This window comes from uncultured Pseudoxanthomonas sp. (genome assembly GCF_947498795.1).
Classification (GTDB): Bacteria; Pseudomonadota; Gammaproteobacteria; order Xanthomonadales; family Xanthomonadaceae; genus Pseudoxanthomonas_A.
This window is the reverse complement of record NZ_CANMLQ010000004.1, coordinates 157,043-171,974: the sequence shown is the minus strand read 5'-3', so window position 1 is coordinate 171,974 and position 14,932 is coordinate 157,043. Positions and strand designations below refer to the sequence as shown.

Here is a 14,932-nt window from a genome sequence, read left to right as displayed (position 1 = left end):
CACCTCGTGGGGACGTCCGGTTCAACCCGCGCGCAGCACCAGCTGGGCGCGCAGGCCGTGGGGGGTATTCGGCAGCAGGCGCAGTTCGCCGCCGTGCTGGCGCGCCACGCGGTCGACGATCGGCAGGCCCAGGCCGCTGCCGCCGCCCGCCTGGTCGTGGACGAAAGGCTGGCGCGCGCGCTCGGCCGCTTCGGCGGAGAGGCCGGGGCCGCCATCGGCCACCTCGACCACCCAGGCCAGTCCTTCTGCCCACAGCTGCAGCGACAACGGCAACGCGCCATGCCGCTCGGCGTTGACCAGCAGGTTCTCGACCGCGCGCAGCAGCGCCATCGGCTTGCCGGGCAGCAGGGCGTGCTCGGGCAGGTCGACGCGCCATGCTTTCGACGCTGCGGCAACCGCATGCCGACAGATCGCGGCGAGGTCGACGGTCTCGCTGCCCTCGTCGCGGCCATCGCGCGCGAACGCGATGAACTGGCCGAGGATGGCGTCCATCTCGGCGATGTCGCGATGCATGCTGCGGGTCAGTTCCGGATCGGTGTCCGGCACCATCTCCAGGGCGAACTGCAGGCGCGTCAGCGGCGTGCGCAGGTCGTGCGAGATGCCGGCCAGCAGCAGTGCGCGCTCTTCCGCCGCCGCGCGCACGTCGCGGCTGGCGTCACCCAGCGCCTGCGCCAGGTCCGCGACCTCGCGCGGGCCTCGTGCATGGACCGGCGGCGGTGCATCGCCCCGCACGATGGCCGGCGCGGCCGCGGCGAGCTGGCGTAGCGGTTGTACGAGCCGACGGGCGAAGTACGCCGCGGCCAGCCAGACCAGCACCACGCAGCCCACCAGCATCAGCACCGAGAAGCGGCGCATGCCGGTACCGGGGCGGTCGTACGCGAACGACACCCACAGCGGTTCGCGCGTGGCGGGTTTCAGCCAGATGACGCGCAAGCCGCGGCCGGCGTCCATCCGCAGTTCGCGACCGTCGCCCAGCGTGCCGACGGCCTGCTCGCGCAGTTCGCGCAGCAAGGGGGCGAAGCGCGGCCGGGCATCGGCGGGCGGCGTGCTGCGCACCTCCAGCCCGGCCGCCCGCAGCTGCGCGACCGTGCGCGCATGCGGCTGGTGTTGGTCGAGTGCTTCGACCACCTCGGCGAAGCCCTGCATCGCGCGCAGCAACTGGTCGGCGGCAGGCCGCGTGGCGAGCTCGCGGCCGAGCAGGACCGCCAGCACGCCCGCACCGATCAGCACCAGGGTGATCACCAGCGCCAGTTGGCCGAACACACTGCGGGGCAATGGCGACCTCATGGCGTGGCCTCCGGCGGCACGAACACATAGCCCACGCCCCACACCGTCTGGATCAGGCGCGGCTGGCGAGGATCGTTTTCCAGCAGGCGGCGCAGGCGCGCGATGGTCACGTCCATGCTGCGTTCGAACGCCTCGTGCTCGCGGCCGCGCGCCAGGCTCATCAGGCGGTCGCGGCTGAGCGGCTGGCGCGGATGCCGCAGCAGCACCGACAACACCGCGAACTCGCCGCTGGTCAGGCGCAGCAGCACACCGTCGCGGGTGAGTTCGCGCCGGCCCAGGTCGAGCGTGAAAGGCCCGAACACCACCTCGCCGCCGTCGGCCTGCGGTGCACCGGGCACCGGACGCGTACGTCGCAGCACCGAACGGATGCGCGCCAGCAGCTCGCGCGGGTTCACCGGCTTGGGCACATAGTCGTCGGCGCCGATTTCGAGCCCGACGATGCGATCGATCTCATCGCCCTTCGCCGTCAGCATCACGATCGGCGTCGCGTCGCCCTGGCCGCGCAGGCGGCGGCACAGCTCCAGGCCGTTTTCGCCGGGCAGCATCAGGTCGAGCACGATCAGGTCGAAGTGGCCGCGATCCAGTGCCTGCCGCATCTGTGCGCCGTCGCCGGCGCCGCGCACGTCGAAGCCCTGCGATTGCAGGTAGCGCTGCAGCAGCTCGCGCAAACGCACGTCATCGTCGACCAGCAGCACACGGGGCAGGGCGTCTTCCATGGAGCCACTATCGCCCGCCGCCGCGACGCCCGGCAAACCCCGCCGACGGCCTGTTTGTAAGCAGATGTTTCGAGCGCGGCCGGCAGACACATCTGCTGTCAACCGCGACACACCTTCCCGCGTTGCCCGCCCTACCGTGGCCCTGCCGCTGTTTCCCCATGCGGCCATCCCGCACCCCAACGAGGATTCCACCATGAGCAAGACCCCGCTCCTGATCGCCGCCACCTTCGCCCTGTGCGCCAGCACCCTGTTCGCCGACCATGCCGAAGCCCGCGAGCGCAGCCGTGCCGTGCAGCGCACCGCACAAGGCGGCAATGTCGCAGTCGAGCGCAGCAATGCGCGCTTCGACAGCCAGCGCCAGCGCAGCTGGCAGGCCGACGGCCAGGGCAATGCCACTGCCGCACGCAGCGGCGCCATCAGCGGTGCCAACGGCGGTAGTGCCGGCTACGACCGCAGCGCCTACCGCAATGCCGATGGGAGTGCCGGCCGCCAGGGCAGCGCCTACGCGAACGGACCCAACGGCGGCACCGCCAGCACCACCGGCGGCATCAGCCGCGATGCGGACGGCAACGTGACCGGCGCACGCAACACCACCGCCACCGGCGCGAACGGCAACAGCTACACCGGCAGCACCACGGTATCCGGCGGCACCGTGTCGCACACGGGCACCTGCACCAACGCCAGCGGCGAGACCATCGCCTGCCCGCGCGGCCACTGACGACCACACCTTTCTGCAGGCGCGACGGCAGGCACCCCCTATGCCGCATGGACGCCCTCCCACCCGTCGCGCCTGCACCTTCCTTCACGTCCTGGAGAACGCCATGTCCCGAACCATCCTGCTTCCCTTCGCCACCGCCCTGTCGGTGTTCTCGCTGGTGGCGCCGGCCCACGCGCAGCAGCGCACCCTGACCGACGAACAGAAAGCCACGCTGCAGGAACGCCTCAAAGCCGCCGATGCCAACGGCGACGGCCTGATCGACAAGGCCGAGGCCGACGCCAAGCTGCCGCGCATCGCCAAGCGCTTCGATACCCTGGATGCGAACGGCGACGGCAAGCTTTCGCCCGACGAAATGCGCGCAGCGGGCGAGAAGCTCGCCGAACGGCGCGGGCGGTAGGGCCGCGCCATGGACCGCATGCGCGTCTTCGTCGGACTGCCGCTACTGGTGTTCGCGCTGATCGCGGCGATGGAAGCCGCGTGGCTCGCGCGGCGAGGTGTGCGCTACGACTGGAAGGGATATTGGGCGTCCTTCGGCGATGCCGTGGGCCGCGCCCTGACGGGCTTGGTGATCCAGGGCGGCATCGTCGGCGTGCTGCTGTTCGCGATCCGGGAGTTCCGCGTGACCACGATCGCGATGGACCAGGCGTGGCACTGGATCGCGCTCTTCCTCGGCCAGGAGCTCTGCTACTACGCGATGCACCGTGCCGACCACCGCGTGCGATGGTTCTGGCTGAACCATTCGGTGCACCACTCGGCCGAGCAGTACAACCTGTCCACCGCCTACCGCCTCGGCTGGACCAGCAAGCTCACCGGCGCGGCGGTGTTCTTCGGCCCCCTGGTCTGGCTGGGCTTTCCGGTGCCGTACGTGGTCGGCGCGCTGGCACTGAACCTGCTGTACCAGTACTGGCTGCACACCGAGTTGGTGCCGCGCCTGCCGCGCGCCATCGAGTTCGTCTTCAACACGCCGTCGCACCATCGCGTGCACCACGCCAGCAATCCGGAATACCTGGACTGCAACTACGGCGGCGTGCTGATCGTGTTCGACCGGTTGTTCGGCACCTGTCGCGAGGAACGTCCCGGCGTGCCGATCCGCTACGGCCTGGTGGAGCCGGTACACAGCTACAACCCGGTGAAGATCGCGTTCCATGCCTGGGTGAAGCTGGCCCGCGACCTGCGCCGTACGCGTGGCATCAGGCAGGTCGCCATGACGCTGTTCGGCCCGCCCGGATACCTCCCGGGAAGCGGGAAAAAGGTTCGCCAGGGGCACTGAGAGTGGCCCGGGCGGGCGCGGGCGGCGACAATACGCGCCCCCGGCGGCCCCACGCCGCCCGCACGCAGAATCCCATGACCGCCTTCGTTTCGCCCGACCGCATCCGCGGCCTGTTCGCCCAGGCCATGTCCGACATGTACCGCGCCGAGGTGCCGCTGTATGGCGACCTGATCACGCTGGTCGGCGACATCAATGCCGACACGCTGCAACGCGATCCTGCGCTGGCCGAGCGGCTGCAGCGCACCAGCGAGACCGGACGCCTGGACCTGGAGCGCCACGGCGCGATCCGCGTCGGGACGCCGGCCGAGCTGGCGATGCTCGGGCGCGTGTTCGCGCTGATGGGCATGCACCCGGTGGGTTACTACGACCTGACCGTGGCCGGGGTGCCGGTGCACGCGACCGCGTTCCGCCCGCTGACGGAAGAGGCGCTGGCCGCCAACCCGTTCCGCATCTTCACCTCGCTGCTGCGGCTGGAGCTGATCGCCGACGCCGCGCTGCGCGCCGAGGCCGAAGCGATCCTGGCCCGCCGCGACATCTTCACCGCCGACGCGCGCGCGCTGGTCGCGCAAGCCGAACAGGACGGCGGACTGGACGACACCGATGCGCAGCGCTTCGTCGCCGAAGTGCTGGAAACCTTCCGCTGGCATGGCGATGCGACCGTCTCGCTGGAGACCTACCGCGCGCTGCACGGCCTGCACCGCCTGGTGGCCGACGTGGTCAGCTTCCGCGGCCCGCACATCAACCACCTCACCCCGCGCACGCTGGACATCGACGCCGCGCAGGCCGCGATGCTGGAACGCGGCATCCAGGCCAAGGCCCTGATCGAGGGTCCGCCGCGCCGTGCCGTGCCGATCCTGCTGCGCCAGACCAGCTTCAAGGCGCTGGAAGAGGAAGTCGCCTTCCCCGACGCCACCGGCACGCTCGTGCCCGGCAGCCACAGCGCGCGCTTCGGCGAGATCGAGCAGCGCGGCCTGGCGCTGACCCCGGCCGGCCGCGAGTTGTACGACCGCCTGCTCGCGCAGGTGCGCCAGGCGGGCGGCGCCGGCAACACGTCGGCCGACTATCCGCAGCGGCTGGCGGCGGCGTTCGCGGCGTTCCCGGATGACGAGACCACGCTGCGCCGCGAAGGCCTGGGCTACTTCCGTTACCGCCTGACCGACACGGGCGCCGCATTGCCGGCGGCCGAGCGCGCGGCGATGACGCCCGACGCTCTGGTCGATGCCGGTCATGCCGTCGTCGATCCGATCATCTACGAAGACTTCCTGCCGGTCAGCGCGGCGGGCATCTTCCAGTCCAACCTCGGCGGCGGTGAACAACGCGCGTACGACGCGCATGCCAACCAGGACGCGTTCGAAACCGCACTCGGCGCGAAGATCCACGACCCGTTCGCCCTGTACGCGCAGGCGCAGGACGCGTCGATCGCGGCGCTGCGCGGCTGAGTGCGGAAAGCTTGCGGAAACGCGTGCAAAGCGCACCATCCTTTGAAGGTATGAGAATGGCCTATCGCATCCCACGCTTCCTGTTCCTGGCAGCCCTGACCTGCTCGGCCGACGCTGCGGAAACGGGACCTAAGCCCGGGAAAGCGAACTCGGCACTGGCGGAAGAGCTTCTGAGCCTAGGACTGGCGCCGGACCTCACGCTCGGCGACTTGGGCAGGTATGCGGATCTGGACAGGAAGGCGGTCAGCACGCGCCGTTTCGGCGCCGGACGGATCTTCGATATTCCACCGAACCGCAGCGCGAAGGAGGTCGAAGAAGTATCCGTGCACCTAGCGGGTCGCGACAGGGATGGGATTGTCTCGGTGAGCTTCCTGCTTGAGGAAAAGACGGATAGCTGCTCGTCTGTCAGGGATTTCGCTCGCCGCCATAGGCTGGTGCCTCGCGTAGCGGGTGTTGCAGAACCCGATCAAGCGATGATCGCGTTCGAAGGCATCGTCAGCGGCTCACGTGTGGTCGCCATCCCGGAACAGGCGCGGCCGGCGTGCATCGGGGAGTTGGTGATTTCGCGCTCCGCAGAGGCAGGTGCCCGTCGGCGTATCCGACGCTCGGAACCGTGAAACCCGCGCCCCGCCAAGGTCTGCTGTTCCACACAACATTTGGTGTTGACGCTTCTGTATACCCCCACTATCTTGTGGCCGTCGGTTCCGGTGGTCGCAAGCCACGGGATTAAAACGGGAAGCCGGTGACGCGTTCGCGCCACTCCGGCACTGCCCCGCAGCGGTAATTGGGAACGAACCCGCCACACAGCACTGAGGCCCCATGCCTCGGGAAGCGGCGGACGTAGGAAGAAGGCTCGCCCTTCGCGCCCATGAGTCCGAAGACCTGCCGACAGCCGCGCGATGCACACCGCGCGGTGCCGGCCGCGGAATCTCCGGGGGGAGAGGGCTGGCGAAGCAGGGCGCCCGCAGTCCGTCTGCGCGGTCGCGTCTCCTGCGACGCCGCTTTCCCACTGTGATCCTCCATCCGGCCTTGCGCAGCCCCGCGAGGGACGGGCCGCCGCGTGCACCACGCATGGAGGAATCTCGTGACCCAGACCGACAGCGCCGTCGCCGACGCCGGCACCACTCCGTCCCAGAAGGACGCGTTCTCGCTGACCCCGCCGCCCACCGCCACCGCGATGAGCGTGACCAAGCGCAACGGCGGCCGCGAGCCGGTGGATCTCAACAAGATCGTGCGCGCCGTACAGCGCAACTGCGAAGGCCTGCACGCCATCGATCCGATGCGCGTGGCCACGCGCACCATCTCCGGCCTGTACGACGGCGCCAGCACGCGCGAACTGGACGAACTGTCGATCCGCACCGCCGCGCTGCTGACCGGCGAAGAACCCGAATACAGCCGACTGGCCGCGCGCCTGCTGGCCGCCTACATCGCCAAGGAAGTGACCGGCCAGGAGATCCATGCATTCTCGCAGTCGGTGACGCGTGGCCACGAGGTCGGCCTGATCAACGACCGCCTGCTGAACTTCGTGCAGACCAATGCGCGCAAGCTCAACGACGCGCTGGACGCGTCGCTCGACCTGCACTTCGACTACTTCGGCCTGCGCACGCTGTACGACCGCTACCTGCTGCGCCACCCGCACACGCGCAAGGTCATCGAGACGCCGCAGCAGTTCTTCCTGCGCATCGCATGCGCGCTGAGCGAGGACGTGCCGGAAGCGCTGGCGCTGTACCGCCGCATGGGCAACCTGGACTACCTGCCCAGCTCGCCGACGCTGTTCAACAGCGGCACGACGCACGAGCAGCTGTCGTCGTGCTTCCTGCTGGACTCGCCGCAGGACACGCTGGAATCCATCTACGCCAAGTACGGTGACATCGCCCAGCTGAGCAAGTTCAGCGGCGGCATCGGCGTGAGCTATACGCGCGTGCGTTCGCGCGGCTCGCTGATCAAGTCCACCAACGGCCACAGCAACGGCATCGTGCCGTGGCTGAAGACGCTGGATTCCTCGGTCGCGGCGGTCAACCAGGGCGGCAAGCGCAAGGGCGCGGCCTGCGTATACCTGGAAACCTGGCACGCGGACATCGAGGACTTCCTCGAACTGCGCGACAACACCGGCGACGAAGCCCGCCGCACCCACAACCTTAACCTGGCCAACTGGGTGCCGGACCTCTTCATGAAGCGCGTCGAGGCCGACCAGGAATGGTCGCTGTTCGATCCGCGCGTGGTGCCGGAACTGACCGACCTGTACGGCGCCGCCTTCGAGCTGGCGTATACGCAGGCCGAAGCGCAGGGCAAGGCGATGAAGACCACGTCCGCCCGCAAGCTGTACGGCCGGATGATGCGCACGCTGGCCGAGACCGGCAACGGCTGGATGACCTTCAAGGACAAGTGCAACGCCGCCAGCAACCAGACCCTGCGTGCGGGCAACGTCATCCACCTGTCGAACCTGTGCACCGAGATCCTCGAGGTCACCTCGGCGGAAGAGACCGCCGTGTGCAATTTGGGATCAATCAACCTGGGGCGCCATTTCGATAGCGATCCCGAGACCGGCCGCACCTGGTTCGATTTCGACAAGCTGGCCGAGACCGTGCGCCTGGCCGTGCGCCAGCTGGACCGCGTGATCGACCTGAACTTCTATCCGATCGAGACCGCGCGCCGCGGCAACCTGCGCTGGCGCCCGGTAGGCCTGGGCTGCATGGGCCTGCAGGACGTGTTCTTCAAGCTGCGCCTGCCGTTCGACAGCGCCGAGGCGCGCGCGCTGTCGGCGAAGATCGCCGAGACCATCTACTTCCACGCGCTGGAAACGTCGGTGGAACTGGCGCAGGAGCGCGGCCGCCATCCATCCTTCGCCGATACCCGCGCCGCCAACGGCGAGCTGCAGTTCGATGCCTGGAACGTGGTTCCGGAGAACGCGGAACGCTGGGACGCGCTGCGCGCGCGCATCAAGGAGCACGGCCTGCGCAACTCGCTGCTGATCGCGATCGCGCCGACCGCCACCATCGCCTCGATCGCCGGCTGCTACGAATGCGTGGAGCCGCAGGTGTCCAACCTGTTCAAGCGCGAGACGCTGTCGGGCGACTTCCTGCAGGTCAACCGCTACCTGGTGGACGAGCTGAAGAAACTGGGCCTGTGGACGCCGGAAACACGCGACGCGATCAAGCTGGCGGAAGGCTCCATCCAGGGCATCGCGCAGATCCCGGAAACGTTGCAGCAGGTCTACCGCACGGCGTGGGAACTGCCGATGCGCTCGCTGATCGACATGGCCGCCGACCGTGGCGCCTTCATCGACCAGTCGGCCTCGCTCAACCTGTTCATGGAAAGCCCGAACATCGGTGCGATGTCGTCGATGTACATGTACGCGTGGAAGCGGGGCATCAAGACCACCTACTACCTGCGCTCGCGCCCGGCCACCCGCATCGCCAAGACCACGGTCAGCAGCGCAGCGGTCACCGCGCCGCAGCGCGAGTACACGCCTACGGAGGCGATTGCGTGTTCGCTCGAGAACCCCGAAGCCTGCGAGGCCTGCCAGTAACCGCTCCCCCTGCGCCGGCTCCGGCCGACGACCCCTGGAACAGGAACACGGACGTTCCCGGCGCAAGGACGCGCCACCTTTCTTGATCGAGCCCCTCTCCCACCGGGAGAGGGGTTGGGGTGAGGGTACGGCGGCGTCACGACGTGTCGCCGCCGCTGCCTTTGCCGCACCCTCATCCGCCCTACGGGCACCTTCTCCCGGAGGGAGAAGGAACCAAGAGACCACCGCACCATGTCCGTACACCCCAAGCAGATGCTGCTAGACCCCGGTTTCGAACTGACGCTGCGCCCGATGCGCTACCCGCTGTTCTATGACATGTACCGCGACGCCATCAAGAACACGTGGACGGTGGAGGAGATCAACTTCCAGATCGACATCACCGACCTGCACTCGAAGATGACGCCGGCCGACCGCCACCTGATCCACCGGCTGGTCGCCTTCTTCGCCACCGGCGATTCCATCGTGTCGAACAACCTGGTGCTGAACCTCTACCAGCACCTCAACGCGCCCGAAGCGCGCATGTACCTGTCGCGGCAGCTCTACGAAGAAGCACTGCACGTGCAGTTCTACCTGACCCTGCTGGACAACTACCTGCCCGACCCGTCGGAGCGCTTCAAGGCGTTTGCGGCGGTGGAGAACATCCCGGCAATCAAGAAGAAGGCCGACTTCTGCTTCAAGTGGATCGATTCGCTGCAGGACATGAAGCGGATCGAGACGCGCGACCAGCGCCGGCAGTTCCTGCTCAACCAGATCTGTTTCGCCGCGTGCATCGAGGGCCTGTTCTTCTTCGCCGCGTTCGCCTACGTGTACTACTTCCGCTCGCGCGGCCTGTTGCCGGGCCTGGCCAGTGGCACCAACTGGGTGTTCCGCGACGAGAGCTGCCACATGGAGTTCGCGTTCGAGTGCGTGCGCACCGTGCGCGAGGAAGAACCGGACCTGTTCGACGACGTCATGCAGCAGCAGGTCTACGACATGCTCGAAGAAGCGATCGAGTGCGAGGTACAGTTCGCCGAGGACGTGCTGTCCGGCGGCGTGGCCGGCATCTCCACGCGCGACATGCGCCAGTATCTTCAGCACTGCGCGGACCAGCACTTCGCCAAGCTCGGCATGCCCAAGCGCTACGACGTGCGCAACCCGCTGCCCTTCATGGAGCTGCAGGACGTGCAGGAGCTGACCAACTTCTTCGAGCGCCGCGTGTCCGCCTACCAGCTGGGCGTGCAGGGCGAGGTCGGCTTCGACCACGCGTTCTGAGGCGTGACGATGGCTGACGTGGGAGCGACGTAAGTCGCGATCGCGGCAACGACACGTCGTCGTGGCATCCGAAGGGCGACGGGGTGCTTCTTTCGCCCTGTCGCGACTCACGTCGCTCCCACAGGGCCTGCGCTATGCTCCCGCCGGGAGTACGCGAACCGGAGCACCACCATGACCGAACTGGCCAACGCCGAAGCGCTCCCGACCGAGGCGCGCCTGCTGCACATGGTCTTCCCCGACCACACCAACCACCTGGGCACGCTGTTCGGCGGCCAGGCGCTGGCGTGGATGGACATGTCGGCCTTCATCGCCGCGTCGCGTTATGCGCGCACCACCGTTGTCACCGCACGCTCGGAACAGGTGGACTTCAACCAGCCGATCCACAAGGGCGACCTGGTCGAAGTGGTGGCGCGCGTGGTGAAAGTCGGCCGCAGCTCGATGAACGTGGACGTGGAAGTCATCACCGAGAACCTGCTGACCGGCGAGCGGAAGCTGTGCACGCGCGGCCACTTCGTGATGATCGCGCTCGATCCGCTGGGGCGGCCGACACAGGCGCCGCCGCTGCCGCCCGCCATCGCGCAGGACTGACCGGGCCTGCGCACCCGATGCGCGGGGTTCCGTATCGTCGTTCGTCATCCTTGTGCATGTGCCCTCCACGTGCAGCCGACATGACGCCGAATACCGCCCCGTCCTCCCCGCAGCGTCGCCGCTGGCTGGCCACGTTGGCCTCTGCACCGTTCATCGCCTGCGCGTGGCCGCATCTTGCGACCGCCGCCGCCTGCGACGATGAGGCGAACTGGATCCCGCCCGATGCCTTCCTCGCCGACCTGCCGCGACTGATGCAGGCGCTGCGCGTGCCCGCCATCGGCATTGCCGTGGTCGAGCGCGGCGAAGTCGTGTGGTCGCGCAACCTTGGCGTGCTGAATGCGGAAACGCGGACGCCGGTGGCCGACGACACGCTGTTCGAGGACGCCTCGCTCAGCAAGCCGGTGTTCGCCTATCTGGTGCTGCAACTGGCTGACCAGGGCGTGATCGATCTCGATGTGCCGCTGGTGCGCTATCGGCGGATGGACTACCTGGCCGACCATCCGTGGGTGGACCTGGTCACCGCGCGCGACGTGCTGCGCCATTCCACCGGCATGCCGAACTGGCGCAAGGACCCGGCCCACGAGAAGCTCGTGCCGGCGGTGAAGCCCGGCACGCGCATCGACTATTCGGGCGAAGCGATCTTCTGGCTGCAGCTGGTCGTGGAGAAGCTCACGGGTGAGAGCCTGGACGACTCGATGCAGCGCCTGCTGTTCGGTCCGGCCGGCATGCGCGACAGCAGCTATACGTGGAGCAAGGATCTCGCCGCGCGTTCGGTCTACGGCCATCGCGCCGTCGAGGACGAGGAAACCGGCATGCCGCCGCAGATGCTGCGCGACACCTGGAACGCGGCACAGACCGTCGCGGACCGCTGGGGCAAGCCGCTGTCCGCATGGCGTTACGAAGACGCAGAGCGCGCGTTGCCGGACGTGCAGGCCATCACGCCGAAGGGCCTGGTGAACTGGCCCGGCGACATCCTGGCCAACGCGGCCGCCAGCCTGCGCACCACGCCCACCGACTACGCGCGATTCATGGCGCTGATGGTGCGCGCGCCGCGCGCACCCTGGCAGATCAGTGAGGCGACGCGCCGCGCGATGTTGAGCAAGCAGATCGACGTGCCGGGCCGCTGGACCGACAAGGGCCTGGGCTGGAATCTTGAAAGCACCCCGCGCGGCCCGGTGTTCTACCACTCGGGCAGCAACGGCAACATCTTCAAGAATTTCGCCCTCGGCGATCTTGCCGGCGAGCGTGCGCTGGTCGCGCTGACCAACGGCGGCAGCGGCAACGTGCTGTACCGGCGCGTGGTACGTGCCGCGACGGGACACGACCTGCTGGCGTTCGACCTGTAGGCACGGCCACTGCGGGCCTGTCGACAATGTGCTAAACAGCGATCCTCACTGCCCCGGAGACGCTGCCATGGCTTTCCCCCGTCCGTCCCTTCGTTGCTTCTGTCGCAGCCTCGGCATCGTTGCCGGTTCCCTGGCCTTGTCCGCCTGCGTCAGCACGCCCGGCCCGCAGGTCGCCGGCAGCGGCAGCTGCCGCGATGCCTCGCTGGACTGGGCCGTGGGCCAACCGGCGGACGAAGCGACGCTGAAGCGCCTGTCGAGCGAGAGCGGCGCCGGTCTGGTCAACCCGATCGGCCCCACCACGGCCGTGAAGAAAGACACCCGCAACGACCGCCTGCGCGTTTACATCGACGCGCAGAACCGCATCACCGCCGCACGCTGCGAATGACACCCGATCCGAACCCCGCATGCGCCGCGACCATATCCTGACCCTCTCCTGCCCGGACACCACCGGCATCGTCTATCGCGTGAGCGGTCTCCTGTACGAGTCCGGCTGCAACATCCTGGATGCGCAACAGTTTGGCGACGACGAATCCGGGCGCTTCTTCCTGCGCGTGCATTTCGACGTGCCGGGCGCGGCCGAGATCGATGTGCTGCACGAAGGCTTCGCGTCGCTCGCGGAAATCTTCAACATGGACTGGCAGCTCCACGACGCCAGTCGCAAGGCGCGACTGATGGTGCTGGTCAGCAAGCAGGGTCACTGCCTCAACGACCTGCTGTTCCGCGTGCACAGCCGGCAATTGCCGGTGGAGATCGCCTGCATCGCGTCCAACCACGCCGACTTCGCGCCGCTCGCCCAGTCGTACGGCGTCGCCTTCCACCACCTGCCGGTCTCCGCCGAACACCGCGAAGAGCAGGAGCATCGCATCATCGACCTGGTCGAGCGCGAACGGATCGACCTGGTCGTGCTGGCGCGCTACATGCAGATCCTCTCGCCGACGCTGTGCGATGCGCTGGCCGGACGGGCTATCAACATCCACCACAGCTTCCTGCCCAGCTTCAAGGGCGCCAAGCCGTACCACCAGGCGCACGCGCGCGGGGTCAAGATCATCGGCGCGACGGCGCATTACGTGACGCGCGACCTCGATGAAGGTCCGATCATCGAACAGGATGTCGCGCGCGTGGACCATGCGATGACGCCTAAGGAACTGGTACGGATGGGCAGCGACATCGAATCGCTGGTGCTGGCCCGCGCGGTGCGCCGCCACGTGGAGCACCGCATCCTGCTCAACGGGCACCGGACGGTGGTGTTCCGCTAGGCTGCCCGGAGTAGGAATACCCGACGTGGGAGCGACGTAAGTCGCGAGCTTTTGGTGCTACCAGAGGAAGAGCTCGCGACTTACGTCGCTCCCACAATCAGCCTTCCTGCCTCGTCTGGAACTCAGCTTCCGACGCGCCGCCGCAGCCCGACCAGCACCGCGTAAATCGCGGCCAACACCACCACCGCCACGCCGATCGCCGTCCACTCGCGCGTACTCAACGTGGTGAGGATGGCGACCATGCCAACCACCGCCAGCCCCGGCACCAGCGGACCGCCGCGCAGGACGAACGGTGCACCACGCTCGCGCAGGTCGGTGCGCTGCGCCCGCCACGCGGCCACGCAGACCATCACGTACACCAGGCAGACCGCGCCGCCGGAAATCAGCACCAAGGCTTCGAAGTTGCCGACCACCGCCAGCAGGCAGGCGATGCCGGCATGCGTGGCCAGCGCCAGCAGCGGCACGCGATGGGTGGCGCTGACGCGAGCGAAGGCCTGCGGCAGGTAGCCATCGCGCCCCAGCGCGAACAGCAGCCGGGACGACCCCAGCAGGTTGCCCAGCAGGAAGCCCGCCATCGAGATGCACGCGGTCACCAGCAGGGCGATGCGCGCCGGATCCCACAACCGACCCGCGGCTTCGGCGATCGGCACGCTGCTGGTCGCGAGGGCCGGGCCCAGTACACCCTGGCAGACGATCTGCAGGCCGAGGTACAGCAGCACCACCAGCAGGATCGCGCTCAATGCCGCGCGCGGCACGCTGCGCGAAGGGTCGCGTACTTCGCCGCCGGGAATCAGCGCGGTTTCCACGCCGGAGTACGCGAACACCACCATCACCATCGCTGCGCCCAGCGCGGTCCACGAGGGCACGTCGGCGAAGGCGAAGCTGACGTGCAAGGTATCGACGAAGGCCAGGCCAACGATCACCAGCAGGAACAGCGGCACCAGCTTCAACGTCGCCAACGCCATCACCGCGCGTGCACCCAGCTTCACGCCGAAGGCATTGAGCGCATAGATCGCGGCATACACGCCCAGCAGCAGCAGCGCGCGCGGCAGGGGCGCGTCGAAGACCGGCCACAGACTGGCGGCCTGCAGCGACAGCGCCGCGGCGACGCCGGCACTGGAGGCCACGTTGCAGATCCACATCAGCGCGCCAGCCAGGAAGCCCGGCAGCGTGCCGAACACCGCGCTGACATAGGTATAGGGTCCGCCGGTGGCGGAGGCCCGGCTGCCGATGGCGGCGAAACACAACGCCACCGGCACCATCACCACGGCACCGGCCAGCAACGCCAGCGGCGCGGCGGCGCCGACCTGCGCCGACAGCGCCGCAGGCATCTTGAAGATGCCGCCACCGACGATGATGTTGATGACGGCCGCGGCCAGCGCCAGGCTGCCCACCGCGCGCAACAGCGCGGCATCGCCCTGCAGCGGACGGGAAGAAGCGGGATCGGCGTCTCGGGTCATGGGCAGGGGCGCTCTCCAGTGGCCTGCGAGCCTGCCACGCGCGCGTGGCGAATGCGAGCAACGCGCACGCAT

General features: G+C 68.4%; 13 protein-coding genes, 1 pseudogene and 1 riboswitch. Of the genes and pseudogenes, 11 read left to right on the top strand and 3 right to left on the bottom strand.

Annotation, left to right across the window (positions count from 1 at the left end):
- Positions 1-21 precede the first annotated feature (21 nt).
- The gene (locus tag Q0907_RS11800; RefSeq protein ID WP_299344879.1) at positions 22-1,287 is read right to left on the bottom strand and encodes an ATP-binding protein; all 1,266 of its coding nucleotides are present in this window, start codon (positions 1,285-1,287) and stop codon (positions 22-24) included.
- On the bottom strand, positions 1,284-2,003 hold the full coding sequence (ompR, locus tag Q0907_RS11795) for a two-component system response regulator OmpR (RefSeq protein ID WP_299344876.1): 720 nt from the start codon (positions 2,001-2,003) through the stop codon (positions 1,284-1,286). Before ompR ends, Q0907_RS11800 begins: the two co-directional genes overlap by 4 nt.
- 193 nt (positions 2,004-2,196) lie before the next feature.
- On the opposite strand from ompR, the gene Q0907_RS11790 reads away from it, so the two are divergent.
- From Q0907_RS11790 to purU, 11 genes and pseudogenes are all read left to right on the top strand, one after another.
- On the top strand, positions 2,197-2,721 hold the full coding sequence (locus Q0907_RS11790) for a hypothetical protein (RefSeq protein ID WP_299344873.1): 525 nt from the start codon (positions 2,197-2,199) through the stop codon (positions 2,719-2,721).
- 235 nt (positions 2,722-2,956) lie between these two features.
- A pseudogene (locus Q0907_RS11785) lies at positions 2,957-3,073 on the top strand (hypothetical protein); the annotation flags it as partial.
- A 54-nt stretch (positions 3,074-3,127) separates the two neighbouring features.
- Positions 3,128-3,991, top strand: coding sequence for a sterol desaturase family protein (locus Q0907_RS11780; protein WP_299344870.1), 864 nt, complete (start codon positions 3,128-3,130; stop codon positions 3,989-3,991).
- A gap of 74 nt (positions 3,992-4,065) precedes the next feature.
- The gene (locus tag Q0907_RS11775; protein WP_299344868.1) at positions 4,066-5,430 is read left to right on the top strand and encodes a VOC family protein; all 1,365 of its coding nucleotides are present in this window, start codon (positions 4,066-4,068) and stop codon (positions 5,428-5,430) included.
- A 56-nt stretch (positions 5,431-5,486) separates the two neighbouring features.
- Positions 5,487-6,047, top strand: a complete 561-nt coding sequence (locus Q0907_RS11770) for a hypothetical protein (RefSeq protein ID WP_299344866.1) — start codon at positions 5,487-5,489, stop codon at positions 6,045-6,047.
- A 65-nt stretch (positions 6,048-6,112) separates the two neighbouring features.
- A riboswitch (cobalamin riboswitch) is annotated at positions 6,113-6,335 on the top strand.
- 272 nt (positions 6,336-6,607) lie between these two features.
- Positions 6,608-8,959 (top strand): ribonucleoside-diphosphate reductase subunit alpha, encoded by a 2,352-nt coding sequence (locus Q0907_RS11765; protein ID WP_299345242.1) that lies wholly within the window; start codon positions 6,608-6,610, stop codon positions 8,957-8,959.
- A gap of 231 nt (positions 8,960-9,190) precedes the next feature.
- Positions 9,191-10,210, top strand: a complete 1,020-nt coding sequence (locus Q0907_RS11760; protein WP_299344864.1) for a ribonucleotide-diphosphate reductase subunit beta — start codon at positions 9,191-9,193, stop codon at positions 10,208-10,210.
- A gap of 171 nt (positions 10,211-10,381) precedes the next feature.
- Entirely contained in the window at positions 10,382-10,798 is a 417-nt protein-coding gene (locus Q0907_RS11755) for an acyl-CoA thioesterase (protein WP_299344862.1), read from the top strand.
- 80 nt (positions 10,799-10,878) lie between these two features.
- A complete protein-coding gene (locus tag Q0907_RS11750) occupies positions 10,879-12,144 on the top strand; it encodes a serine hydrolase domain-containing protein (RefSeq protein WP_299344859.1) in 1,266 nt (421 codons plus the stop codon).
- A gap of 67 nt (positions 12,145-12,211) precedes the next feature.
- On the top strand, positions 12,212-12,529 hold the full coding sequence (locus Q0907_RS11745) for a hypothetical protein (RefSeq protein ID WP_299344856.1): 318 nt from the start codon (positions 12,212-12,214) through the stop codon (positions 12,527-12,529).
- Positions 12,530-12,548: 19 nt separating this feature from the next.
- The gene (gene purU, locus Q0907_RS11740; protein ID WP_299344853.1) at positions 12,549-13,400 is read left to right on the top strand and encodes a formyltetrahydrofolate deformylase; all 852 of its coding nucleotides are present in this window, start codon (positions 12,549-12,551) and stop codon (positions 13,398-13,400) included.
- Between the two features lie 122 nt (positions 13,401-13,522).
- On the opposite strand, the gene Q0907_RS11735 is transcribed toward purU, so the two are convergent.
- Entirely contained in the window at positions 13,523-14,860 is a 1,338-nt protein-coding gene (locus Q0907_RS11735; RefSeq protein WP_299344850.1) for an APC family permease, read from the bottom strand.
- Positions 14,861-14,932: the final 72 nt, after the last annotated feature.